Consider the following 23849-nt stretch of genomic DNA (forward strand, 5'->3'; position numbering starts at 1 on the left):
GGTTCAATCCTCGTAGCCGAGGAGCCAGCGCACGCCGAACCGGTCGGTGACGCGGCCGTCGTGTGCGCCCCAGGGGCGCTGCTGCAGCGGGTCGTCGACGACCCCTCCCTCGGACAGGGCGGCGAACCAGCGCTCCATCTCGGGTCCCTCTGCCGTGCCCAGAAGAGCGAGCAGGATGCCGCTGCCGGCGGCTGCCGGCCCACCCACCGAGGACTCACCGCCCGCCGCATCGGAGGCGAACAGGCTGACGGGCCCGTTCAGCATGCCGTGGGCGACGGCGTCGCCGGGGCCGTCGTCACGGCCGAACTCGGCGTAGGTGTTCAGCCCCATCTCGCCGCCGAAGACCGTCCGGTAGAAGGTGAGCGCCTGTCGTGCTGTGCCGTCGAAGTACAGATACGGGGTGAGACCGGTCATCTGCGCGACGCTAGCATGCCCGACGGACACGCGAACAGCGCTCACCTGCACGGGGTGATCTTCTGCGCCGGGCCGATACTCTGTGCCAGCATGGCACCCGACGGAGGGGGTCGTATGGCGGGCGGGGACGAACTGACCGCGCTGCGTGAGCGCATCGCCGAACTGGAGGCGCAGAACCGGGCACTGGTCGCAGACGGCACGGTCGCGGCATCGGCCGCACCAGAACCTCGGGCGCCCAAGAGGCGCTGGCGCACCCCGGTGTCGATCGTGGCGATCGTGCTGGCGGCCCTGCTCGTGCCGATCGCCGTGCTGGGCACGTGGGTGCGTGTGCAGCTGGTCGACACCGATCGGTTCGTCGCGACCTTCGCCCCGCTGGCCGACGACCCCGCGGTGCAGTCGTTCGTCGCCGACCAGGCGATCACGGCGATCAACGACAACCTCGACATCTCGGGGATGATCGACAACGCGTTCGACGGGCTCGCCGAGTTGAACCTGCCGCCGCGGGCGAAGGCCGCGCTCGGGCTGCTGCGGGTGCCGGCGAAGCAGGGAGTGCAGTCCCTGATCGATCAGACCGTGACCAAGCTCGTCGCCTCGCCGGCGTTCGCCGACATCTGGCAGCAGTCTCTGCGCCGGGCGCATTCCCGCGCGATCGCGATCATCCAGGGGCAGCCGGGCACCGCGATCGACCTGGACGAGAACGGCACCCTGTCGATCGACCTCGGGGTGGTCGTCGACCAGGTCAAAGCCGCGCTGCACAAGCAGGGTATCGGCATCGCCGACATGATTCCGAAGATCGACAAGACGATCCCGATCACGACGTCCGACTCGCTCGTGCTGATCCGTACGCTGTACCAGGTCGCCGTCGCCGCGGGCTACTGGCTGCCCTGGGCCGTGCTGGGGCTGGTCGTGCTGGGTCTGGTCGTCGCCCGCAACCGGATGCGGGCGGTGGCCTGGACCGGGGCGGGCTTCGCCATCGCGCTGCTGCTGCTGGCAGCAGGGCTGGGCACCGGACGCCTGTTCTTCGTGGGCAGCGTGAGCCCCTCGCTCATGCCGGCCGCCACCGCGAGGGTCGTCTTCGGACAGCTGACCGAGCTGATGTTCTCGACGATCGCAGCCCTGGTCATGCTGTCGGTGCTCGTGATGATCGGCGGCTGGATCGCCGGACGGTCCTCGTCGGCGCGAACGACACGCGGGGCGGTGGACGGCCTCTTCGCCCACGCACGGCGATTCTTCGACGCGCACGGGATGGACACGCGCGGGGTCGGGCGATGGCTCGATCGCTGGCGCGCTCCGGTGCTGATCGCGGTGATCGTGATCGCCACGCTCGCCGTGTTCGCCTCGCGGCCGGTCTCGACCGCCGCTGTGGTCATCGCGGCGGTGTGCATCGTGGTCGCCGTGATCCTGATCGAGCTGCTTCGTCGTCCGGCGGCGGAGGGCAGCCAGGACGCGGGCGCGCCGAACACCGGGCTCTGAGCCGTCGGTTGCCTCTACGATGAGCGCATGAGCAACGAGTTCACGATCGGCACGCGCTTGGATTCCGCCACGACTGCGACGTTGCGCGCGCCGCGGCTGAACCGTCACACGTTCTGGTGCGGGCAGAGCGGCTCCGGCAAAACCTATGCGCTCGGGGTGCTGCTCGAGCAGATCCTGCTGCACACGCGCCTGCCGCTGGTCGTGCTCGATCCCAACTCCGACTTCGTGAAGCTGAACGCGGTGCGCCCGGATGCTCCGGCTGATGTGGCCGCGCAGCTGGCGAGCCGCGACATCCGGGTCCTGCGCATGGATGGTGACGACCCGCTGCGCGTGCGCTTCATGGATATGGACATGCGCTCGCGCGCGGCGGTGCTGCAGCTGGACCCGGTGCTGGACGCCGAGGAGTTCAACGCCATGCTCCGCCTGGACAGCGCCCTTGTGCTGGGGCTGGACCGGCCGCTGATCCAGTGGCTGCGCGAAGGCGACGATCCCCTGTTCCCGCGCATCGCGATGCGGCTGGAGAACCTCGGCATCGTCGACTGGGAGCTGTGGGCCTGGGGCAACCGCGGTGTCACCGAGGTGATCGACGAGAAGGCCGACGCGACCGTCGTCGACCTCGGCGGTCTCGGGTCCGCCGCGCAGCTGCAGACCACGGCTCTGGCCGTGCTCGACCGGCTCTGGGCGCAGCGGCACGAGCGCATCGCGCGGTTGATCGTCATCGACGAGGCGCACAATCTCGCCGCGCCTGAGGCCGACACGCCGCTCGCGCGCGCTGTGCGCGACCGGATCGTGCAGATCGCCGCCGAAGGCCGCAAGTACGGCATCTGGCTGCTGTTGTCGACCCAGCGCCCTTCGAAGCTGCACCCCAATGTGATCTCTCAGTGCGACAACCTGGCGCTCATGAAGATGAGTTCTTCGCGCGACCTCGATGAACTCGGTCAGATCTTCGGGTTCGCTCCCGAAGAACTGCTGCAGCGCTCGCCGGGGTTCGCGCAGGGCCAGGCCCTGTTCGCGGGCGGCTTCGCACCCGAACCGCAGCTCGTGCAGATGGGCACGCGCCTCACGCTCGAGGGCGGCAGCGACGTGGCGGTGCCGGTGCGCTGAGAGCGTCCCGGACTGCCGCCTCACGCGGAGGCGGCATCCACGGGTCGATGACCGGGATGCCGCGTCTGCGCCGATGCGTGCGGGTCAGCCGCCGATGAGCTGTTCGATCGGCCCGCGTGCGAAGTAGATCATGAACCCGACAGCGACGATCCACAGCAGCGGGCTGACCTGGCGCGCCTTGCCCGACAGGGAGCGCACGATCGCCCAGGCGATGAACCCGGCCCCGATGCCGTTGGCGATCGAGTAGGTGAAGGGCATGATCACGATCGTGACGAACACGGGGACCAGCACCGACATCTCGCGCAGGTCGATGCGGCGGATCTGCGACATCATCAGCGCGCCGACGACGACCAGGGCGGCCGCGGCGACCTCGCTGGGCACGATCGAGGTCAGAGGGGTGAGGAACATCGCCAGCAGGAACAGCACGCCGGTCACGAGGTTGGCCACCCCGGTGCGCGCGCCCTCGCCGATGCCCGACGCGGATTCGACGAACACCGTGTTGGATGAGGCCGAGGTCGAACCGCCGACGACAGCGCCCACGCCTTCGACGATCAGCGCGGACTTCAGCCGCGGGAAGTTGCCCTTGCCGTCGGACAGACCGGCCTCTTCGGCCAGCCCCGTCATGGTTCCCATCGCATCGAAGAAGTTCGTGAACACGAGGGTGAACACCAGCATGATGCAGGCGATGGCGCCGATGCGTCCCCAGCTGCTGACCAGGTCGACCTGGCCGACCAGGCCGAGGTCGGGAACGCTCAGCCATTGACCGGGCAGCGTCGGCACCGACATGCCCCAGCCGCCGGGGTTCTTGTCGCCGCGAGCGCCGATGTGCCAGATGGCCTCGATGATCATCGAGACGACGGTGCCCGACACGAGCGCGACCAGCAGCGCGGCCTTGACCTTGCGGGCCATCAGCACGGCGGCCAGCAGCAGCGTCAGCACGAACATCAGCACCGGGACGGTGGCGATCGAGCCGCCGATGCCCAGGCCCACCGGCGGTGAGGCCAGCCCGGTCGCGGTGACCAGTCCGCTGTCGACCAGGCCGATGAAGGCGATGAACAGGCCGATGCCGACCGTGATCGCGATCTTCAGCTCCATGGGGATCGCATCCATGATCATGCGCCGCAGCCCGGTGGCCGACAGGAGCACGATGATGAGGCCGTTGATGACCACCAGGCCCATGGCCTCGGGCCAGGTCAGCTGACCGACGACGCTGACTGCCAGGAACGAGTTGATGCCCAGGCCCGCCGCGAACGCGAACGGCAGCCGTGAGATCAGGCCGAACAGGATCGTCATGATCCCCGCCGTCAGCGCGGTCACTGCGGCCACCTGCTGGGTCTGCAGCACGTTGCCGACGACGTCCTTGGTGCCGCCGAGGATGATCGGGTTCAAGATCACGATGTAAGCCATCGTCACGAAGGTGACCAGGCCTCCCCGGATCTCTGTGCCGAGGGTCGAATGGCGCTTGGTGATCTCGAAGAAGCGGTCGAACGCGTTCTTGGGTGTGGGTTCCTGCTCGGCGGTTTCGTCCGGGGTCGTCGCTGTGCTCATGGGGGCCTCCGAAAGAAACTTAGCGTCATCGGCGGTGGTTCACAGCATCCGCCCAGACAGCGGCGCGAGTTCTCGCTCGCGGGCGTGCCCGCGGGGGTGGATGCCGCGGCTGCGGCTAGTGTCGACTGCGCCCATGCATCGCCTTCTGGTCGCCCTGCTCGCCGCGTTCGACGCGTCCGTCGTCGCGGTGGTCGGCATCGTCGTGGTGCTCGCGCCGCTGACCGTGCTGTGGGTGCTCGGGATGGGCGCCACGGACTGGGCGGCACTGTGGCCGGCGACCGCGTCGGTCTGGCTGCTCGGGCACTTCGTCGCGCTGGACGTGCACCTGCCGGCGCAGTATCTGGCCGCCGCAGGCATTCCGGATGCGGCCGCGTCGTTCACCGTTTCGCTCGCGCCTTTGGCGTTCGCCGCGTTCGCCGTGTGGGGCGCCGCGCGCTCGGGGCTGCGGGCGGGCCGCAGCGGGGCGCCGTGGGTCGGTGCGGCATCGGGTACGGCGACCTTCACGATCCTCGCCGCAGCCGTCTGGTTCACCGGCCGCAACGCGATCGCCGGGATGGCGCCATGGCAGGCGGTCCTCTCGCCGCTGCTGGTGTTCGGGGTGCCGGTCGCGGTCTGCGCGATCTGGGCGGCCTGGCCGTCCGACCACGGCGTCATCGGTCGTGCGCGTGAGCTGATCGATGACCTGCCGGGTGCGTGGCCCGATCTGCCGGCGCTGGCGCTGCGGGGCGCCGCGATCGTGCTGACCGCGCTGATCGGGCTGGGGTCTGCGGCTGTCCTGGCCGCCCTCGTGCTGCGCGGCGACCAGATCGTGGCCCTGTACCAGGCGGGCAACTTCGATGCGATCGGGCTGGTGCTCGTCTCACTCGCGCAGCTGCTGTACGTGCCCACGCTGCTCGTGTGGGGCCTCTCCTTCGTGGCAGGTCCCGGCTTCTCGGTCGGCGTGGGCACCGCGGTCTCTCCCGCCGGGACGCAGCTGGGTGTGGTCCCCGGCATCCCGGCCCTGGGAACGCTGCCCGAATCGACCTCGCCATGGCTGTTGGTGATGGTGCTGCTGCCCATCGCCGCCGGTGCTCTGGCCGGCGCGGCGCTGCGCGCCGGAATGCGCGACGCCGCCGCCGGCGACCTCGGTGTGCGTGCGGCGGCGGCGGCGTCCACGGCCCTGCTGTCGGCCGGCGGTGCCGCGCTGCTGGCATGGGCGGCCTCGGGGGCATTCGGTCCGGACCGGCTCGCGCGGCTGGGCCCGCAGCCCGGACCGGTCGCGCTGGCGGTGGGCGTCGAGGTGCTGATCGGCGCGGCCATCGTGCTGCTGGGGCCGGAGCCGCGCGGCGCGTCGGCTGCGGCGCTCTCCGATACGGTGGCCCGGACGGCGAGCGCGTCCGGCGAACCTGCGCGAGACGGCGCGCCCGCGATGCACGCGGGCGACGAGAACGTGACCGAGCCGCTGGATCTCGGGCCCGCCTCGTTCGGCCGGGCACCGGCATCCGCCCCCCTCTCGGAGGACGACACCGAGACCGCACCGATCGATCCGGGCCTGTTCGACGACCGATTCTGACCGCGTGCAATGTCTTTCAGAGGGCAGGCGACCCCCGGGTAGACTGAGAAGGTGCTGAACGTCGCCGTCCTCATCTCGGGCACCGGTTCGAACTTGCGGGCGCTGCTCGAAGCCGCAGACGACCCGTCGTTTCCCGCCCGCGTCGTCGTCGTCGGCGCCGACCGCGAGGCCGACGGACTGGCTCACGCCGATGACTTCGGCATCCCGAGTTTCACCGTGCCGTACACGCGGTACGCGACCCGCGAGCAATGGGGCGCCGAACTCGACGCGCAGCTGCGGGTGTGGAACCCCGAGCTGATCGTCCTGTCGGGGCTGATGCGGCTGCTGCCGCAGACGCTGGTGGATGCCTGGGCCCCCCGGATCATCAACACGCACCCCGCGTACCTGCCCGAGTTCCCCGGCGCGCACGGAGTGCGCGATGCGCTGGCCGCCGGCGCGGAGCAGACCGGAGCAAGTGTCATCATCGTCGACAACGGGGTCGACGCAGGACCGATCATCGCCCAGGAGCGTGTTCCGGTGCTCCCGGATGACGACGAGCACACCCTGCACGAGCGCATCAAGCCCGTCGAACGGCGACTGCTGATCGACGTGGTGCGCCGCGTGGCCACGGGCGAACTCGACCTGACCGCGCAACCCTGACCCCGCGCACCGAACCCCGAACCCGCACACCGAAGAACTCATCGACGAACCAGGAGCACCCATGGCAGGTCCCCGCCACGACCCCTCTGAATACCGCGAGCGCGACGTCGTGCCGATCCGCCGGGCGCTGGTCTCAGTCAGTGACAAGACCGACCTCGTGCCGCTGGCCGAAGCGCTGGCGGCCGCCGACGTCGAGATCGTCTCGACCGGCTCGACGGCGGCCACGATCCGGGCCGCGGGGTACGCGGTGACCGATGTGTCAGCGGTGACGGGCTTTCCCGAGATGCTCGACGGACGTGTGAAAACCCTGCACCCGCATGTGCACGGGGGACTGCTGGCCGACCTGCGCCTCACCTCCCACGAGCAGCAGCTGAGCGAGCTCGGCATCGAGCCGTTCGAGCTCGTGGTGGCCAACCTGTACCCGTTCGTGGAGACCGTGCGCTCGGGCGCCGGCACCGACGACGTGGTCGAGCAGATCGACATCGGCGGGCCGGCCATGGTGCGCGCGTCGGCGAAGAACTACGCGAACGTCGCCGTCGTGGTCTCGCCCGAGTCCTACCCCGCCGTGATCGAAGCGGTCAGCGGCGGCGGCACGTCGCTCGAGCAGCGCAAGCAGCTGGCAGCGCGCGCGTTCGCGCACACGGCGAACTACGACCGGGCCGTGGCGACCTGGTTCTCGGAGGAGACGCTGGCCGAAGGCGTCGACCTGCCGCAGCACCTGACCATCAAGGCCGAACGCATCAACCCGCTGCGCTACGGCGAGAACGCGCACCAGCGTGCGGCGATCTACTCCCGGGTCGGCGGTCACGGCATCGCGCAGGCCGACCAGCTGCAGGGCAAGCCCATGTCGTACAACAACTACGTCGACGCCGACGCCGCCCTGCGCACCGCGTTCGACATGGTGCTGCCGGCCGTGGCCATCATCAAGCACGCCAACCCGTGCGGCATCGCCGTCAGCGCCCCCGGTGCGCTCGACGAGATCGCCAGCGCCCACCTGCGTGCGCACGAATGCGACCCGCTGTCGGCGTTCGGCGGCGTGATCGCGGCCAACCGCACCGTGACGCTGAAGATGGCCGAGAACCTGCGCGACATCTTCACCGAGGTGATCGTCGCACCCGACTTCGCCCCCGAGGCGCTGGAGCTGTTCAAGCTCAAGAAGAACCTGCGCGTGCTGCGGCTGCCCACCGACTGGAAGCAGGAGCGGATGGACGTGCGACTGGTGTCGGGCGGACTGCTGCTGCAGGACGCCGACCGCTTCCCCGACGACATCGAATCGGTCGCTCAGGGGTGGGAGCTCGTCTCCGGCGAGCGGCCTGCGGCCGACCAGATGCAGAACCTCATCTTCGCGTGGAAGTCGTGCCGTGCCGTCAAGTCCAACGCGATCGTGCTGGCCAAGGGATCGGCCACGGTGGGCATCGGCATGGGGCAGGTCAATCGTGTGGACTCATGCAAGCTCGCCGTCGAGCGCGCCGGCGATCGCGTCGTCGGCTCGGTCGCGGCATCCGATGCCTACTTCCCGTTCTCGGACGGACCGCAGGTGCTGATGGATGCCGGCGTCATGGCGATCGTGCAGCCGGGCGGTTCGGTGCGCGACCAGGAGACCATCGATCTCGCCCGCGAACGCGGTGTCACGATGTTCTTCACCGGTGAGCGGCACTTCTTCCACTGAGCGGTCGGCACTGAGCGTTGGACGTTGAGCGTCAGACGTTGAGCGTCAGACCTTGAGCGTCAGACGTTGAGCGTCAGACCTTGAGCGTCAGACGTTGAGCGTCAGACGTTGAGCGCGGCTCAGGCCGTCTCGCGCCCGAGCTCCTCGAGCAGACGCAGCCAGACCTCGCTGAGCGTGGGGTAGGCCGGCACGGCGTGCCACAGTCGCGCGATGGGCACCTCGCCGACCACGGCGATCGTGGCCGACTGCAAGAGCTCGGCGACGTCGGGCCCCACGAAGGTCGCACCGATCAGCACATCGCGTTCGTTGTCGACGATCGCGCGGGCGTGGCCGCTGTAGTGGTCGGCGTGGGTGGCCGCACCGGCCACCCCCGACAGGTCGTAGTCCACGACCCGGATGTCGCGGCCCGCCGCGCGGGCGTCGGCCTCGGTGTACCCGACCGAGGCGACCTCGGGGTCGGTGAACACGACCTGCGGCACAGCCTCGTGATCGGCTGTGGCGACGTGCCGGCCCCAGGGGGCGGCATCCACCGCGTCGCCGTGGGCACGCGCGGCGATCACATCTCCCGCGGCGCGCGCCTGGTACTTGCCCTGGTGCGTGAGCAGGGCGCGGTCGTTGACGTCGCCGACGGCGTAGAGCCAGTCGACGCCGTCCACGCGCATCGTGTCGTCCACGCTCGGCGATGAACCCGGCGCGAGGCCCACGACATCCATGCCGATGTCATCGGTGCGCGGTGCACGGCCGGTGGCCACGAGCACCTCGTCGGCGATCACCGTCGCCCCGTCGTCGAGGGTGAGCGTCACGGGTCCGTCGCCGTCGCGCGCGACCCGGGTGACCTCGCCGGTGCGGATGCGCACGCCCGCCGCGACCAGCGCGTCGCCGACGGCGTCGTGCGCGAACGGCTCGAGCGTGCGCAGCAGCTGCGAGCGCACGATCATCGTGATGGTGCTGCCGAGGGCGGAGTACACGGTGGCCGTCTCGCACGCGACGACGCCGCCGCCGATGATGGCCAGCGTGTCGGGCACCGTGTGCGAGCTCATGGCCTCGCGGCTGGTCCAGGGGCGGGCTTCTCGCAGCCCCGGGATGTCGGGATATGCGGCCGTGGTTCCCGTGCATACCGCCACGGCATGGCGCGCGTGCAGCGTCGTGGTCGTGCCGTCGGGCGCGGTGACGGTGACCTCGCGCTCGCCGGTGAGGCGTCCGTGGCCGCGGACCAGGTCGATACCGGCGCCCTCGAGCCAGGCCACCTGGCCGTCGTCGGTCCAGTCGTGCGTGAGCGCGTCGCGGCGGCGGAACACTCCCTCGGCGTCGAGCCCGTTCGTCACCGCTTGCCAGGCGCCGTCGACGTCGCGGGCGCCGCGCAGAGCCGCGGGGGCGCGCAGCAGGGCCTTCGAGGGGATGCATGCCCAGTACGAGCATTCGCCGCCGACCAGTTCGTTCTCGACGATGACTGCCGACAGGCCTCCCTGCACGGCCCGGTCGGCGACGTTCTCGCCGACGGGTCCCGCGCCGATCACGATGAGGTCGTACGTCTTCGTGTCCATGCGGCCACGCTACGCGCGCTCGCCCCGCGGCGGGGCGTCGAGATCATGTGTGTTCGACGGGGACACATGAGACCGACGCAAAAGCCATGTGTCGGTGTCGAGATCACATGATTTCGACGGGGGAGGGGCGGACAGCTGTGTCCGATTTCCGCGAGACTGGGGGGCGGGAGCGTGCGAAGGTGGGAACATGAGCACGACGGCGCAGACGTTCGACGAGCGATATCGGGCGATCGACGCGCGTGACCCGCGGTTCGACGGCCAGTTCATCACGGCCGTGCGCTCGACCGGCATCTACTGCCGTCCGAGCTGCCCGGCGCGCACGCCCAAGCCCGCGAACGTCACCTTCTTTCCGACGGCGGCCGCCGCCCACGAGGCGGGGTATCGCGCGTGCAAGCGCTGCCTGCCGGATGCGGCGCCCGGCTCGCCGGAGTGGAATCTGCGAACGGATGCCGCGGCCCGCGCGATGCGCTTCATCCAGGACGGCGTCGTCGAGCGCGAGGGAGTGCCCGGCCTCGCCCGCCGGCTCGGCTACTCCGAACGCCAGCTCGGCCGCATCCTCACAACAGAACTCGGCGCGGGCCCCCTGGCTCTTGCCCGTGCGCACCGCGCCCACACCGCACGCATGCTGCTCGTGGGCACCGGACTGTCGGCCGCCGAGGTCGCGTTCTCGGCCGGCTTCGCCAGCGTGCGGCAGTTCAACGACACGGTGCGCGAGGTGTTCGGCATGACACCGCTCGAGCTGCGCGCGCGGCGGCGCGAGGCCCCCGGCACCGTCGCACCGGGACACATCTCGCTGCTGCTGGCCTATCGACGGCCGATCGATCTGCCGGGGCTTTTCGGGTGGATGCAGGCCCGCGCCGTCGACGGCGTCGAGGTCGCGACAGCCGACTCGTACGAGCGCACGCTCGCGCTCCCGCAGGGTCCGGGGTGGTTCCGCATCCGTGTCGACGGCGACCAGCTGCGCCTGGACACGCGGCTGACCCACCTCGCGGACTTGCCGGTGCTGATCGCGCGGGTGCGGCGCCTGTTCGACCTGGACGCCGACCCGGTGGGCATCGATGCGGCGCTGTCGCGGCATCCCGAACTGCAAGCCGCGGTCGCTGCCACCCCGGGCATCCGCGTGCCGGGGGCGGTGGATGCCGGAGAGATGCTCGTGCGCGCGATGATCGGCCAGCAGATCACGGTCGCCGCGGCCCGCACCGCGCTGACGCGCCTGACCGCCGCGCTCGGGGAGAAGCTGCCGGACGGGTCGCTGCTGTTCCCGACGATGGCGGCGATCGCCGCGCACGGGCCCGAGGTGCTGCGCGGGCCGGGCGCCCGGATCCGTGCGATCACGGCGGCGGCCGGGGCCCTGGCCTCCGGCGGACTGGGCCTGAGCGCGGGCGATGACCCGGTCGCGCAGCGCGAGGCGCTGCTGGCGCTGGCGGGGGTCGGCCCGTGGACGGCCGACTACGTGCGCATGCGCGTGACCGGTGACCCCGACGTGTTCCTGCCCGGCGACGTCGCCGCCCGCGCGGGCGCCGCGCGTCTCGGGCTGCCCGGCGACGCGAAGCCGCTGACCGCGTGGGCTGCCGGCGCGGCGCCCTGGCGCAGCTACCTGACCGCACACTTCTGGCGTGCGACATCCACCCCTGTGAAGGAGAACCCATGACCAGCATTTCGCAGACCATCGACACCCCCGACGGCCCGTTCACGATCGTGGCCGACGAGGCCGGACGTGTGCTCGCGTCGGGCTGGACCGCCGAGGTCGAAGAGGTGGTGACCCGCATCCATCCCCGCCTGCGGCCGACCGACGTCGCAGACGGGCAGACGGATGCCGCCGCCGCCGTGATCGCGTACTACGAGGGCGATCTGTCGGCGATCGAGCGCGTGGAGGTGCGCCAGGTCGGCACGGCGATGCAGGAAGGCGGATGGCGCGCGCTGCGCACCATCACACCGGGCCGGCCGCTGTCTTATACGGAGTTCGCCGCCGAGCTCGGGCAGCCGGACGCCGTGCGCGCCGTCGCCTCGATCTGCGCACGCAACGCGCCGGCGCTGTTCGTGCCCTGCCATCGCGTGCTGCGCAGCGATGGCACGATGGGCGGGTTCGCGTGGGGGAGCGACGTGAAGCGGAGCCTGCTGGCCCGCGAGGCCGACGCCGCCGCGTGACGGAGCCGAACCCGGGGTTGCACTCGAATTCGGAGTTGCACTCAGCGATCGGTCAGGAATAGGCTGGAGGGCTGTCGCGTCGTAGCGACCACACTTTCCGCGATCCAAGGAGGAAGCCATGTCCCAGGCCGTCAAAGCTGCAGGGTCGATCGTCCTTCTTCCCGCCGTCAGCGGTGGTGCCGTCAGCGGAATCCTCCGCCCGCGCGTGACCGAAGGATAGGCCGCTCAGCCGCCCCGGCCGAGGCACCCCTCGGCATCCGTGCCCGTCGGGCACTTCTTGGCGTCTCGCACGCTTTCCCCTCCTCGCCGCAGCTGCTGCGGCATCCCCTCTCCTCCCCCGCAAGGATCATGTCTGCTTCGTCATCCCCGCGTCTGTCCACTCTGCGCGCTCTCGCGCGCCTGTACCCCTGGGTCAAACCCGTCCTTCCGCGACTGATCGGCGGCATGTTCGCCGCGCTCGCGGCAGCGGTGATGACCCTGCTCATCCCGATCGTGCTGCAGGCCGCCGTGGACGGCCCGATCGCCGACGGGCACATTCCGATGATCGTCTGGGCATGCGTGGGCGTGCTCGTGCTCGGCGTGCTCGAAGCGGTGTTCGTCTACCTGCGCCGCGCATTCGTGCTGGCCCCCGCGACTCGCGTCGAATACCGCATCCGCCAGGACTTCTACCAGCGCCTGCAGCGCCTGCCGGTCGCCTTCCACGACCGCTGGCAGTCGGGCCAGCTGCTCTCGCGCATGATGCAGGACATCAACCTCGTGCGCCGCTGGCTCGTGTTCGGCCTGGTGCTGCTGGTGGTGAACGTGCTGACGATCGTCATCGGCACCGTGCTGCTGTTCCGCTGGCACTGGGCGCTGGGCACGGCGTTCATCGTCATCTCGATTCCGCTGTGGTTCTTCGGCTACCGCTTCGAGCAGCACTACGGGTCGCTGACCCGACAGAGCCAGGACCGCGCGGGCGATCTGGCCACCGCCGTCGAAGAGAGCGTGCACGGCATCCGGGTGCTCAAGGCCTTCGGTCGCGGCAAGCACGCGCTGCAGAAGTTCGCCCGCCAGGCCGACGGCCTGCGCGGCATCGAGATGCGCAAAGCGCGCGAAGTGGGCCTGCTGTGGTTCTGGCTCGACGCGGTGCCGATGTTCGCGTTCGCGGTGTGTCTGCTGCTGGGCATCTGGCTGGCGACGCAGGGTCAGCTCACCGTCGGCGAGCTGTTCGGGTTCTTCGCCATGGCAACAGCCCTGCGCTGGCCGCTGGAGTCCCTCGGGTTCTTGTTCTCGTTCCTGATGGACGCGCGCACGGCCACCGACCGCATCTTCGAGGTGTTCAACGAGGCGAACACGATCACCTCGCCGGCAGACCCCTCCACCATCATCGCGCCGCACGGGGAGCTCGCCTTCCGGGGCGTGCATTTCCGGTATCAGGATGCCGCGGCCCACGAGCGCGATCTGCTCGACGGTGTCGACCTCGTGCTGCGGCCGGGCGAGACGATGGCTCTGGTCGGTCTGACCGGTTCGGGCAAGACGACCCTGACGACGTTGCCGGCGCGGCTGTACGACGTGACCGGTGGAGCGGTCGAGCTCGACGGCGTCGACGTGCGGGAGCTCACCCTCAGCGAGCTGCGGCGCCACATCGCGATGGCGTTCGAAGACGCCACGCTGTTCTCGGCGTCCGTGCGCGAGAACGTGCTGCTGGGCCGCGACGACCTCGACCCGCACAGCCCCGAAGCGCAGGCAGTGCTCGACGAGGCGCTCGAGACGGCGCAGGCGCACTTCGCCTATGAGCTGCCCGACGGCGTGGACACGACCGTCGGTGAAGAGGGGCTGAGCCTGTCGGGCGGCCAGCGCCAGCGCCTCGCGCTGGCACGCGCGGTCGCGGCCGCCCCCACCGTCATGGTGCTCGATGACCCGCTGTCGGCGCTGGATGTGGACACCGAGGCGCTCGTCGAAGGCGCGCTGCGTCGCGTGCTGGCCTCGACGACCGCGCTCATCGTGGCCCATCGCTCGTCGACCGTGGCCCTGGCCGACCGCGTCGCGCTGCTGCAGGACGGGCGCGTCACGGCGGTCGGCACCCACGCCGAACTGCTGCGCACGAGTGACCATTACCGATTCGTGATCTCGAGTCTGGAGACCGAGGATCAACGCGTGCGAGAGGTGGAGGTGAACCTGTGAGCACCGTCACGGGAACACAGGGCGAAGACCGCAACGACTACACGAAGGCCGAGAGCCGCGCCATCCGGCAGCGCTCGCTGCGCCTGCTCGGGTCGCTGATCTCCCCGATGCGGGGACTGGTCGTGCTGTCGGCCGTCGTGATCGTGGTCTCGACCGCCTTTCAGGTGGTCGGACCGACTCTCATCGCATACGGCATCAACACCGCGCTGCCGCGGGCGCTGGAGGCCGCGGACTGGATGCCGGCGTTGGGCATCACCATCGCCTACATCGTGGTCGGGGGGCTGGGCGCCCTGCTGATGGGCTGGTTCGTGGTCGTGTCGGCACGGCTGACCCAGACGATCCTGCTCGATCTGCGCACCCGGATCTTCCGGCACACGCAGCGCCTGAGCCTGGAGTTCCATGAGAAGTACACGTCGGGGCGGATCATCTCGCGCCAGACCAGCGACCTCGAATCGATCCGCGAACTGCTCGACGGCGGCCTGAACCAGCTCGTGTCGGGTGTGCTGTTCGGCGTGTTCACGCTCATCTCGCTGTTCCTGCTGGACTGGCGCAGCGGCGCCGTGCTGGTGTGCATGGGCATTCCGCTGGCCGTCCTGATGCGCTGGTTCTACCGGCAGTCGCAGAAGGGGTTCCGCGAGTCGCGGGTCGTGTCGGCCAAGCTCATCGTGCAGTTCGTCGAGACGATGACCGGCATCCGCGCCGTCAAGGCCTTCCGCAAAGAGAAACGCAACGACCACGAGTTCGGCGGGATCTCGGAGGAGTACCGACGCGTCAACCTGCGCCTGGTGAACCTGTTCGGCATCTTCGACCCGGGCCTGATCCTGCTGGCGAACATCACGATGGCCATCGTGCTGCTGTGGGGCGCGTTCCGCGTCGTCGACGGCACGCTGCTGATCGGCTCACTGCTGGCGGCGGTCATGTACATTCGCAACTTCTTCAGCCCGCTGGAGGAGGTCGCGATGTTCCTGAACTCATACCAGTCGGCCACAGCGGCGCTGGAGAAGGTCTCGGGCGTCATGGAGGAGGAGCCGAGCGTCCCCGACCCGACGACCCCCGTCGACCTGTGGAACGCGAAGGGACACCTGCGCTTCGAAGACGTGGAGTTCGGCTACGGTGCGGGCAAGACGATCCTTCCGGACTTCTCGCTGGACATCCCCGCCGGGCAGACGGTCGCGCTGGTGGGCACCACCGGAGCGGGCAAGTCGACGCTGGCCAAGCTCGTGTCGCGGTTCTACGACCCGACGCGCGGTGCGGTCACGCTCGACGGCATCGATCTGCGCGAGCTGCACCCGAAGGATCTGCGACGCGCGATCGTCATGGTCACCCAGGAGGCGTATCTGTTCAGCGGCACGGTCGCCGACAACATCGCGCTGGGCAAGCCCGACGCGTCGCTGGATGAGATCCAGGCGGCGGCTCGCGCAGTGGGGGCGGATGCCTTCATCCAGGCGCTGCCGGACGGCTACGACACCGACGTGAACAAGCGCGGAGGCCGTGTCTCGGCCGGTCAGCGTCAGCTGATCTCGTTCGCGCGCGCCTTCCTCGCCGACCCAGCGGTGCTGATCCTGGACGAGGCGACCGCCTCGCTGGACATGCCCAGCGAACGCCAGGTGCAGGAGGCCCTGCAGACGCTGCTGGCAGACCGCACGGCGATCATCATCGCCCACCGCCTGTCGACGGTGGCCATCGCCGACCGGGTGCTGGTCATGGAGCACGGACGGATCATCGAAGACGACGCACCCGACACTCTCATCGCCGGTTCGGGCAAGTTCGCCCAGCTGCATGCGGCGTGGCGGGAATCGCTGGTCTGACCGGGCCCGGTGCCGGGCCCGGAGCCGCTTGCCGCACGCGGCGGTGCCGGGCCCAGCGGGGTCGCGGAAACGTGGGTTAGGTTGATGGTGTGGATCCGGTCTTGGCGGCAGCGACCGAACTGTGGTGGATCATCCCGGTCGCCGCAGGTGCGGGTGCGGCCGGCGTCGCCGCACTGCACAGGTGGCAGCGGGTGAACGGAAAGCGGCTCGGCTACGACGCGGCCAAGCTCGAGTTGCACGACGCGCAGCGCGATGCCCGAAGCGCGGCCGTGGCGGCGCGGCTGGCACGGGCCGAGACCAGCCGCGTCGTGGCCGATCGTGCCGCCTCTCGCGCTGACGCCGCCGCCGTGGCATCCGCACGACGCGCCCTGCGCGAGGCGCAGCTGGCATCGAAAGCAGCCCTGGCACAGGTGAAGGCGGCGCGGGTGCGCGTGTCGGCCGAGCGCGCGGGCATGGGGGCCGGGGGCCTGCCGCTGGATCGTCTGCACGCCCGTCATGACGCGGTGCTCACGCGGTGGATGCGCTACGAGACCGACCCGGCGGCCGCTCTGGCATTCCCGAAGATGAGCGATGCCCGCGACCCGCACACGGCGGTGTTCCTGGCCGCACTCGAACAGGCGCGGGATCGGCGCCCGTCGCGCGAGAGCGCGCGGGTCACCGCATCCGACTTCTCCGCCTACCGTCGTGCCGTCGACGAGCTCGAGCGCGCGTTCGACGCCGCCGAGCGCTCCGCCCGCGGTGAGAACGTGCAGCCGGATCTGCCCGGGGCGCTGCGCGACGCCGCCCGCACGGTCATGGAGCGATCGACCGAGGCGCTGAACCGCACCGCGGACGCCCTGGGCCAATGGAATGCTCGGCGGCGCGACCGCTGAACCGCGCGGCCGGCTCGGTGCGGCCGGCCCGGTGCGGGCCGCCGGTGGGTCCGTCCTCGCTCGAGGCGAGGAAATCTGACGGAACGAGGGCTCAAACCGCGGTATTCATCCTCGTTTCGTGAGATCCCCTCGCTTCGCGCGAGGGAGACCACGCAGGAAGGCGACGAGGCCTCGGTGGGGGAGGGAAATCCGGGGCCCCGCCGCCGGCTCGTCGCCGGTCGTGCGGGTGGTCAGACGGCGATCTCGGCAATGACCTCGCCGTACTCGGTCTCACCGACCGGCGTGAAACCAACGCGCTCGAAGAACTTCTGGGGACCGCCGCTGCCGGCTTCGTAGATGACGTTCACGTGATCCATGCCGCGCGAGCGCGCCTCGGCGATCAACCCGTCCACGGCGAAGCGGCCCACGCCACGACCCTGCTCATCCGCATCGACGTTGATGCGCCACAGCACCGACCGGAAATGCTCCTGGGGGAAGTCGTTGTCGAAGTTCGCGCTGATGAAGCCGACGACCTCGTCGCCGTCGACCACGACGCGCTGCCACGAGGTCTGCGGGTTGACGACGGTGGCTGCGACGCCATAGCTGATGGGCGAGAGGAACTCTTCCTGCCCGGGCTTCAGCGAAAAGTTGTTCACGGCCACAATGGTCGTCGCGGACAGTTCCACCAGTCGCAGCTCACGCATGAGGCCAGAGTATCCGCAAACGCCGACGTCGCGCACGCCGCACAGCGGCGGTGGTGATGCACGGCCACCTGAGATATCTCGATATCAAGATATCTCAGGTGTCACGGTAAGCTGGGGCGACCCCTAATTCTCCCGTGAAACGAAGAGGCGCGCGGTGACCGATTCCACCATCATCTACACGTACACCGACGAGGCCCCGGCGCTGGCCACGGCATCCTTCCTGCCGATCATCCAGGCCGTCACCGGACAGGCCGGCGTGCACATCGAGACCCGCGACATCTCGCTGGCCGGGCGCATCCTGTCCGCCTTCCCGCAGAAGCTCACTCCCGAGCAGCAGGTGGGCGACGCGCTGGCCGAGCTCGGGGGCCTGGCCACCCTGCCCGAGGCCAACATCATCAAGCTGCCCAACATCTCGGCCTCGATCCCGCAGCTGAAGGCCGCGATCGCCGAGCTTCAGGGCAAGGGATACGACATCCCCGACTTCCCCGACGAGCCCGACACGCTCGAGGCGAAGGATGTGCGCGCCCGCTACGATCGCATCAAGGGATCGGCCGTGAACCCCGTGCTGCGCGAGGGCAACAGCGACCGCCGTGCCCCTCTGGCGGTCAAGAACTACGCGCGCAAGCACCCGCACGTCAACAAGCCGTTCCCGGCGGGCTCGAAGACCCGCGTAGCCACGATGGGTCACGACGACTTCCAGAGCAACGAGAAGTCCGTGGTGATCCCCAACGATGACGTGCTGACGATCCAGCACGTCGCCGAGGACGGCACGGTCACCCCGCTGAAGACCGGTCTGAAGGTGCTCTCCGGCGAGATCATCGACGGCACGTTCATGTCGGCGGCGGCGCTGGACGCGTTCCTGGCCGAGACGCTGCAGCAGGCGAAGGATGCCGACGTCCTGTACTCCGTGCACCTGAAGGCCACGATGATGAAGGTCTCGGACCCGATCATCTTCGGCCACGTCGTGAAGGCCTACTTCGCCGACGTGTTCGACCGCTACGGCGACAAGATCGCCGAAGCCGGGCTCAGCGCGAACAACGGCCTGGGGTCGATCCTCGCGGGTCTGGCGGCGGTCGAAGGCGGGGCGCAGATCGCCGACGCGATCACGGCCGACCTCGCGGCGGGACCACGGCTGTCGTACGTGAACAGCGACAAGGGTACGACGAACCTGCACGTGCCCAGCGACGTCATCGTGGATGCCTCGATGCCCGCGCTGATCCGCAACGGCGGCAAGCTGTGGGGCGCCGACGGCGGCGAGGACGACACCCTGGCCGTCATCCCCGATTCGTCGTACGCCGGGGTCTACCAGGCCACGATCGACGACGTCATCGCGAACGGTCCGCTGGATCCTGCCACGATCGGCAGCGTCCCCAACGTCGGGCTCATGGCGCAGGCCGCCGAAGAGTACGGCAGCCACGACAAGACCTTCGAGATCGCCACGGCAGGTCACGTGCAGGTCGTCGACAGTGCGGGCGAGGTGCTCATCGAGCACGCCGTGCAGCCGGGGGATGTCTGGCGCGCCACGCAGACCAAGGACATCCCGGTGCGCGACTGGGTCAAGCTGGCCGTGACCCGCGCGCGTGCGACCGGCGTGCCGGCAGTGTTCTGGCTCGATGCGAATCGTGCGCACGACGCTCAGCTGATCGCGAAGGTGGCCACCTACCTCGGCAAGCTCGACACGACCGGGGTCACCACGATGATCCTGCCGCCGGCCGAAGCCACGCGCTATTCGCTCGCGCGGCTGCGCCAGGGCCAGGACACGATCTCGGTGACCGGCAACGTGCTGCGCGATTATCTGACCGACCTGTTCCCGATCCTCGAGGTCGGCACCAGCGCCAAGATGCTCTCGATCGTGCCGCTGCTCGCGGGCGGCGGCCTGTTCGAGACCGGTGCCGGCGGGTCCGCGCCCAAGCATGTGCAGCAGCTGCTGGCCGAGGACTACCTGCGGTGGGACTCGCTGGGCGAGTTCTTCGCACTGGCCGCCTCGCTCGAGCACTACGCCGGGTTCACCGGCAACGGCAAGGCGCAGATTCTGGCGGCGACGCTGGATGCTGCGACCGGGACGTTCCTGGAGAACGACAAGTCGCCGGGCCGCAAACTCGGAACGACCGACAACCGCGGCAGTCACTTCTATCTCGCGCTGTACTGGGTGAGCGAGCTCGCCCAGCAGGCCGACGACGCAGAGCTGGCGGCGGTCTTCGCCCCGGTGGCGGCGGCCCTGGCCGAGAACGAGAAGACGATCGTCGAGGAGCTTCTGGCCGTGCAGGGCCATGAGGTATCGATCGGCGGGTACTACCGCCCGGACGGCGCGCTGGTCGCAGAGGTCATGCGCCCCTCGGCGACGCTGAACGGCATCATCGACGGCCTGAGCTGACGCCGTGACGAGGCGGGGGTGGATGCCGACAGCATCCACCCTCCTCCTCTGCCGGTAGCGGCTACCGCGACGCCGGGGCGATCTGGTCGAGCACCGATTCATCGCCGGCATAGATGCCGTCGGCGCGCGGCCAGTGCGCGATCACGTCGGTGAACCCGAGGTCCTCGGCGCGGGCGACGGCGTCTTCGAACCGCACCGCGCTGGCCAGCGAGTATGCCGCGCCGCTGTCCAGTGACAGATAGCGGTCCAGCGGACGGGTGCGGGATGCCGCGGCCTCGGCATCGTCGACGCGCCGGGCGAGTGCGCCCACGCCACTCCACCACTCCCGCTCGTCGTCGGTCGCGGGGCCGGTGGTCACCCACCCCTGGCCGGTCTGGACGGCGCGGGCGATGCCGCGCGGCCCGTTCGCGGCGATCACGAACGGCATCCGCGGGCTCTGTGCCGGCCGGCCCACCATGCGTGCCCGCGCGGCCGTGTACCACTGTCCGTCGAAGTCGATGCCGTCCGTGCCCGGCTGTTCGAAGCGCAGCAACAGGTCCAGCACGTCGACGAACTCCATGAACCGGGCGTGCCGATCACCGGCGGTCAGCGGCGCAGTACCCAGCACATCGGCGTCGAAGCCGGTCGTTCCTGCACCGAGACCGAGGGTGAACCGCCCGCCGGACATCTCGTCGATGGTCGCGAGGTCTTTGGCGAACGGCACCGGGTGGCGGAAGTTCGGCGACGCCACGAACGTGCCCAGCCTGATCCGCTCGGTCACCAGCGCCGCGCCGGCGAGGGTCGGCACGGTCGCCCCCCAGCTCTGACCGGCCAGCGACCGCCACGACAGATGGTCGTAAGTGAACGCATGGTCGAAGCCGTAGTCCTCGGCCCGCCGCCACAGCTCGCGCTGCTCGTGCCACGGACGCTGGGGGAGGATGACGATGCCGATGCGCATGCCGACATCCTCTCGCATCGCGGGGCGCGTCGACTCACGGCCGGACGGTCACGGCTGGACGGTCACGGCTGGACGGTGACCTCCATGCCCTCGGGCGACCACTCGTAGATCTGGCGGGCGATGTCGATCGGCATGTTCACGCAGCCGTGACTCATCACGTGGCCGAAGTTGTGGTGCCAGTAGGTGCCGTGGAACCCGATGTCCGGCGCGAAGTACGTGACCCAGGGCACATCCTTCGTGCAGTACTCGGCGCCGGGGTAGCAGCCCATGTCCTGGATGCGCACGTGTGCGAACACCCGGAAGTGTCCGGTCGGGGTGGCGTGGTGGGCATCTCCGGTCGAGACGAGGTATTTGCGCCAGAGGCTTCCGTTCTCGTAGAAGTACGCGGTCTGCTCGCTCAGATCGACAACGGCATGACGCGCGATCTTCGTGGTGCTGGCCGCGGTGACCGACACCGGCAGCGCGTAGACGCCGTCGCCCTTGGCCAGCTGGCCCGCGAACGAGGCTGCCACGCCGGAGGTGTCGCCGAGGCTGCGTCCGTCCAGGGTCGCGACCTGCGCGCGCAGAACCTTTCCCTGGGTGTCGGTGATGGCGGTGCCGTTCTGCGCAGCGCGATCGATCTTCTTGGGCAGGGTGTCAACGATCTTCTGGATCGCGGCGGTGTCTGCGCTGATCTGGAACGCGCTGCCCTTGGGGGTGACGGTGAGCCAGGATGCCGCGACGGCCGGGCTGATGGCGACGGTGCGCTCCTTGCCGACGTAGAAGCCCACCTTCTCGAGCATGGTGTTCAGGCTCGTCGCGGTCTTCTGCGCTGTGGCCGTGGCGATCGCCGGTGCGGTCGGCACCGTCGTCGCCGGCAGCGACACCGTCGCCTCGCCGTCGACGAACGCCTTCTGCACGGCCTCGGTCACTGCGCTCAGATCCACGCCGCTGCCTTCTGCCGAGGGCGCGACGACATACGACTTCTTGTTCGCATCGAACGTGATGGTCGCGTTCTTCGCGTCGCGATAGGACGAGGGCGCGACCTTGCGCAGTGCGGCATCGGCCTTGGCGGCGTCCAGCGCGACCGGCGCATGGCGCGTGCCCGAGAACCAGGAGCCGACGTTCCACATCGGGTGGTCGCTGTAGGCGGCATCGGCAAGGGCCTTGGCGTCGACCTTCGCACCGAGGGATGCCGCCGACACTGTGGTATCGACGCCGTCGCCGGTCAGGGTCAGCTGGGTCTGGTCCAGCTGACGCTGGATCGCCGCCGCGGCGGCTCCCGTGGTCATGCCCCCCACCTGCACGCCGGCGATGGCGGTGCCCGGTGCGATCAGGATCACCGAGGCGGCGACCACTCCCACCAGTGCGATCGCCAGCGGCGTGCCGATCCAGAGCCCCCAACGCCGATGGCGCTGGGGTGCGGGCGACGGCGCCCAGGCGAACGCCGTCGCGCCCAGACCCTCGGCTGCGCCGTCACCTGAATTCTTGGGTGCGTCATCCTGCACGCACATCACCCCCGATTGTGCTTCCCCTGGGCTCTATGGTATTCGAGTTGCCGGGGCGGCCGCACCGGCCGGCGCCTCGGCGGACCCGCGTGTTTCCGCGGATTCCGCATAACATTTTTGTAAACTCGCTACTCAAATTCGGATCGAAGCTTGCGCGGGCAGTGTTCGTAAGGTGTACTAACAAACATGTCTGCATCGGGAGCGCGGCGCGGCCCTTCCACTGAATCGGCCGCCGCAGAGAAGTCAGCGGTGATGACGCCTGTGCGACACCGGCGTCACGCAGCCAAGGTACTGCCCGAGCACGCGCGCGCACACAACCGCTCGCTCGTGCTGCAGACCCTGTTCCACCGCGGAGCGATGAGCCGTGCCGACCTCTCACGTGCGACGGGTCTGACACGGGTCACGATCTCGGATCTGATCTCTGAGCTCATCGCCGATGGCTTCGTCGCCGAAAAGGGCGTGCGCGAGGTGTCGCGGCCGGGCAAGCCCGCGATTCTCGTCGACCTCGACCACGCGGGCCATCGCATCGTGAGCCTCGATCTTTCCGGAACGTCGTCGTTCACCGGCGGCATCCTCACCCTCGACGGCCAGATCGTGGTGCGCCGCGAGATCCCGCATCCCGGCGCCGACGGCGATGTGATCGGTGCGATCATCGCGTTCGCTGCCGAACTGGTCGCCGACTCGCACGCGCCCGTCCTGGGCGTGGGCGTGGGCACACCCGGCATCGTCGACGACGCGGGGGTCGTGCTGACCGCGCCGAACCTCGGTTTGACCGGGTTCGACCTCGAAGGCGCGCTGCGCGACGAGCTGAAGCTGCCGGTCGTGGTCGCCAACGACGCGAACGCCGCCGTTCTTGCGGAGTACACGTTCGGCGACGCCGGCGACGACGTCATCCTCGTCAAGGTCGGTCGCGGTGTCGGCTCGGGCCTGCTCTCCGATGGCCGCCCGATGATCGGCAGTCGTTTCGCCGCCGGTGAGATCGGCCACGTCACCGTCGCCACCGACGGCGGTCCGCTGTGCTCATGCGGCAAGATCGGATGCCTGGAGGCATGGATCTCGGCCCCGTCACTGCACGCGCGGCTGGCCGAGGCTCACGACGATGACGCGCGCGCAGGCGTCCTGCGAGACGCGGGGGAGCGCCTGGGCATCGCCCTGGCCCCCGTGGTCGGCGCGCTCGACCTGTCGGAGGTCGTCCTGTCCGGCCCGGAAGATCTCCTCGACGGCCCGCTGGCAGCGGCAACCGCCGAGACCCTTCGTACCCGCACCCTCGCCAAAGTCCACGAGGGAATCCGGGTGCGCATGACCGAGCAGGGTCCGGACATCGTCCTGCGCGGTGCGGCGGTCATGGTCCTGTCAGGACAACTCGGGGTGTCATAGGCGCCTCACACAATCCCCCCCCGGATAGGCCACCCGGTCTGTCCACACCACGAAGGC

Annotated in this window: 18 protein-coding genes; 12 read left to right on the plus strand and 6 right to left on the minus strand. The window is 69.7% G+C overall.

Going from position 1 to position 23849, the window contains the following annotated elements; translation table 11 throughout:
- Positions 1-3 precede the first annotated feature (3 nt).
- Positions 4-414, minus strand: coding sequence for a VOC family protein (locus QU603_RS03540; protein WP_308493109.1), 411 nt, complete (start codon positions 412-414; stop codon positions 4-6).
- Between the two features lie 90 nt (positions 415-504).
- Here QU603_RS03540 and QU603_RS03545 point away from each other — a divergent pair, with 90 nt between their 5' ends.
- Positions 505-1887 carry a hypothetical protein gene (locus QU603_RS03545; protein WP_308493110.1) on the plus strand — a complete coding sequence of 461 codons (1383 nt, stop codon included), beginning with the start codon at positions 505-507 and terminating at the stop codon, positions 1885-1887.
- A gap of 27 nt (positions 1888-1914) precedes the next feature.
- The gene (locus tag QU603_RS03550) at positions 1915-2991 is read left to right on the plus strand and encodes an ATP-binding protein (RefSeq protein WP_308493111.1); all 1077 of its coding nucleotides are present in this window, start codon (positions 1915-1917) and stop codon (positions 2989-2991) included.
- 84 nt (positions 2992-3075) lie between these two features.
- Here QU603_RS03550 and QU603_RS03555 read toward each other — a convergent pair whose 3' ends face one another.
- A complete protein-coding gene (locus tag QU603_RS03555; protein WP_308493113.1) occupies positions 3076-4539 on the minus strand; it encodes an NCS2 family permease in 1464 nt (487 codons plus the stop codon).
- A gap of 133 nt (positions 4540-4672) precedes the next feature.
- Here QU603_RS03555 and QU603_RS03560 point away from each other — a divergent pair, with 133 nt between their 5' ends.
- The 3 genes from QU603_RS03560 (at position 4673) to purH (ending at position 8399) form a co-directional block, all read left to right on the plus strand.
- On the plus strand, positions 4673-6091 hold the full coding sequence (locus QU603_RS03560; protein WP_308493114.1) for a cell division protein PerM: 1419 nt from the start codon (positions 4673-4675) through the stop codon (positions 6089-6091).
- A 51-nt stretch (positions 6092-6142) separates the two neighbouring features.
- Positions 6143-6730, plus strand: a complete 588-nt coding sequence (gene purN, locus QU603_RS03565; RefSeq protein WP_308493115.1) for a phosphoribosylglycinamide formyltransferase — start codon at positions 6143-6145, stop codon at positions 6728-6730.
- Positions 6731-6791: 61 nt separating this feature from the next.
- The gene (gene purH / locus QU603_RS03570; protein WP_308493116.1) at positions 6792-8399 is read left to right on the plus strand and encodes a bifunctional phosphoribosylaminoimidazolecarboxamide formyltransferase/IMP cyclohydrolase; all 1608 of its coding nucleotides are present in this window, start codon (positions 6792-6794) and stop codon (positions 8397-8399) included.
- A gap of 119 nt (positions 8400-8518) precedes the next feature.
- On the opposite strand, the gene QU603_RS03575 is transcribed toward purH, so the two are convergent.
- Entirely contained in the window at positions 8519-9943 is a 1425-nt protein-coding gene (locus tag QU603_RS03575) for a dihydrolipoyl dehydrogenase family protein (RefSeq protein WP_308493117.1), read from the minus strand.
- A 187-nt stretch (positions 9944-10130) separates the two neighbouring features.
- Here QU603_RS03575 and QU603_RS03580 point away from each other — a divergent pair, with 187 nt between their 5' ends.
- The 5 genes from QU603_RS03580 to QU603_RS03600 all read left to right on the plus strand — a co-directional run bounded on the left by QU603_RS03580 (position 10131) and on the right by QU603_RS03600 (position 16934).
- Positions 10131-11594 (plus strand): DNA-3-methyladenine glycosylase 2 family protein, encoded by a 1464-nt coding sequence (locus QU603_RS03580; protein WP_308493118.1) that lies wholly within the window; start codon positions 10131-10133, stop codon positions 11592-11594.
- Positions 11591-12091, plus strand: a complete 501-nt coding sequence (locus tag QU603_RS03585; protein WP_308493119.1) for a methylated-DNA--[protein]-cysteine S-methyltransferase — start codon at positions 11591-11593, stop codon at positions 12089-12091. The genes QU603_RS03580 and QU603_RS03585 overlap by 4 nt, the downstream gene beginning before the upstream one ends.
- Before the next feature lie 348 nt (positions 12092-12439).
- Entirely contained in the window at positions 12440-14254 is a 1815-nt protein-coding gene (locus QU603_RS03590; protein ID WP_308493120.1) for an ABC transporter ATP-binding protein, read from the plus strand.
- Positions 14251-16062 (plus strand): ABC transporter ATP-binding protein, encoded by a 1812-nt coding sequence (locus QU603_RS03595; protein ID WP_308493122.1) that lies wholly within the window; start codon positions 14251-14253, stop codon positions 16060-16062. The genes QU603_RS03590 and QU603_RS03595 overlap by 4 nt, the downstream gene beginning before the upstream one ends.
- 89 nt (positions 16063-16151) lie before the next feature.
- Positions 16152-16934 carry a hypothetical protein gene (locus QU603_RS03600; protein WP_308493123.1) on the plus strand — a complete coding sequence of 261 codons (783 nt, stop codon included), beginning with the start codon at positions 16152-16154 and terminating at the stop codon, positions 16932-16934.
- A 230-nt stretch (positions 16935-17164) separates the two neighbouring features.
- Here the strand turns inward: QU603_RS03600 and QU603_RS03605 are convergent, their stop codons facing one another.
- Complete coding sequence (locus QU603_RS03605; protein WP_308493932.1) at positions 17165-17617, minus strand: GNAT family N-acetyltransferase; 453 nt, start codon at positions 17615-17617, stop codon at positions 17165-17167.
- Between the two features lie 154 nt (positions 17618-17771).
- On the opposite strand from QU603_RS03605, the gene QU603_RS03610 reads away from it, so the two are divergent.
- Positions 17772-19991 (plus strand): NADP-dependent isocitrate dehydrogenase, encoded by a 2220-nt coding sequence (locus QU603_RS03610; RefSeq protein ID WP_308493124.1) that lies wholly within the window; start codon positions 17772-17774, stop codon positions 19989-19991.
- Between the two features lie 61 nt (positions 19992-20052).
- Here QU603_RS03610 and QU603_RS03615 read toward each other — a convergent pair whose 3' ends face one another.
- Positions 20053-20928, minus strand: coding sequence for an LLM class flavin-dependent oxidoreductase (locus QU603_RS03615; RefSeq protein ID WP_308493125.1), 876 nt, complete (start codon positions 20926-20928; stop codon positions 20053-20055).
- A 62-nt stretch (positions 20929-20990) separates the two neighbouring features.
- Positions 20991-22415 (minus strand): L,D-transpeptidase, encoded by a 1425-nt coding sequence (locus QU603_RS03620; protein ID WP_308493126.1) that lies wholly within the window; start codon positions 22413-22415, stop codon positions 20991-20993.
- Between the two features lie 186 nt (positions 22416-22601).
- Between QU603_RS03620 and QU603_RS03625 the strand changes: the two genes are divergently transcribed.
- The gene (locus QU603_RS03625; protein WP_370655323.1) at positions 22602-23792 is read left to right on the plus strand and encodes an ROK family transcriptional regulator; all 1191 of its coding nucleotides are present in this window, start codon (positions 22602-22604) and stop codon (positions 23790-23792) included.
- Positions 23793-23849: the final 57 nt, after the last annotated feature.

Source organism: Microbacterium terrisoli, assembly GCF_030866805.1.
GTDB classification, from domain to species: Bacteria; Actinomycetota; Actinomycetes; order Actinomycetales; family Microbacteriaceae; genus Microbacterium; species Microbacterium terrisoli.

What these genes read in the sequence shown, in the direction of transcription:
- QU603_RS03540 (WP_308493109.1), bottom strand. Translation starts at nt 414, where the DNA reads ATGACCGGTCTCACCCCGTATCTGTACTTCGACGGCACAGCACGACAG.
- QU603_RS03545 (WP_308493110.1), top strand. Translation starts at nt 505, where the DNA reads ATGGCACCCGACGGAGGGGGTCGTATGGCGGGCGGGGACGAACTGACC.
- QU603_RS03550 (WP_308493111.1), top strand. Translation starts at nt 1,915, where the DNA reads ATGAGCAACGAGTTCACGATCGGCACGCGCTTGGATTCCGCCACGACT.
- QU603_RS03555 (WP_308493113.1), bottom strand. Translation starts at nt 4,539, where the DNA reads ATGAGCACAGCGACGACCCCGGACGAAACCGCCGAGCAGGAACCCACA.
- QU603_RS03560 (WP_308493114.1), top strand. Translation starts at nt 4,673, where the DNA reads ATGCATCGCCTTCTGGTCGCCCTGCTCGCCGCGTTCGACGCGTCCGTC.
- purH (WP_308493116.1), top strand. Translation starts at nt 6,792, where the DNA reads ATGGCAGGTCCCCGCCACGACCCCTCTGAATACCGCGAGCGCGACGTC.
- QU603_RS03575 (WP_308493117.1), bottom strand. Translation starts at nt 9,943, where the DNA reads ATGGACACGAAGACGTACGACCTCATCGTGATCGGCGCGGGACCCGTC.
- QU603_RS03580 (WP_308493118.1), top strand. Translation starts at nt 10,131, where the DNA reads ATGAGCACGACGGCGCAGACGTTCGACGAGCGATATCGGGCGATCGAC.
- QU603_RS03585 (WP_308493119.1), top strand. Translation starts at nt 11,591, where the DNA reads ATGACCAGCATTTCGCAGACCATCGACACCCCCGACGGCCCGTTCACG.
- QU603_RS03590 (WP_308493120.1), top strand. Translation starts at nt 12,440, where the DNA reads ATGTCTGCTTCGTCATCCCCGCGTCTGTCCACTCTGCGCGCTCTCGCG.
- QU603_RS03605 (WP_308493932.1), bottom strand. Translation starts at nt 17,617, where the DNA reads ATGCGTGAGCTGCGACTGGTGGAACTGTCCGCGACGACCATTGTGGCC.
- QU603_RS03615 (WP_308493125.1), bottom strand. Translation starts at nt 20,928, where the DNA reads ATGCGCATCGGCATCGTCATCCTCCCCCAGCGTCCGTGGCACGAGCAG.
- QU603_RS03625 (WP_370655323.1), top strand. Translation starts at nt 22,602, where the DNA reads ATGTCTGCATCGGGAGCGCGGCGCGGCCCTTCCACTGAATCGGCCGCC.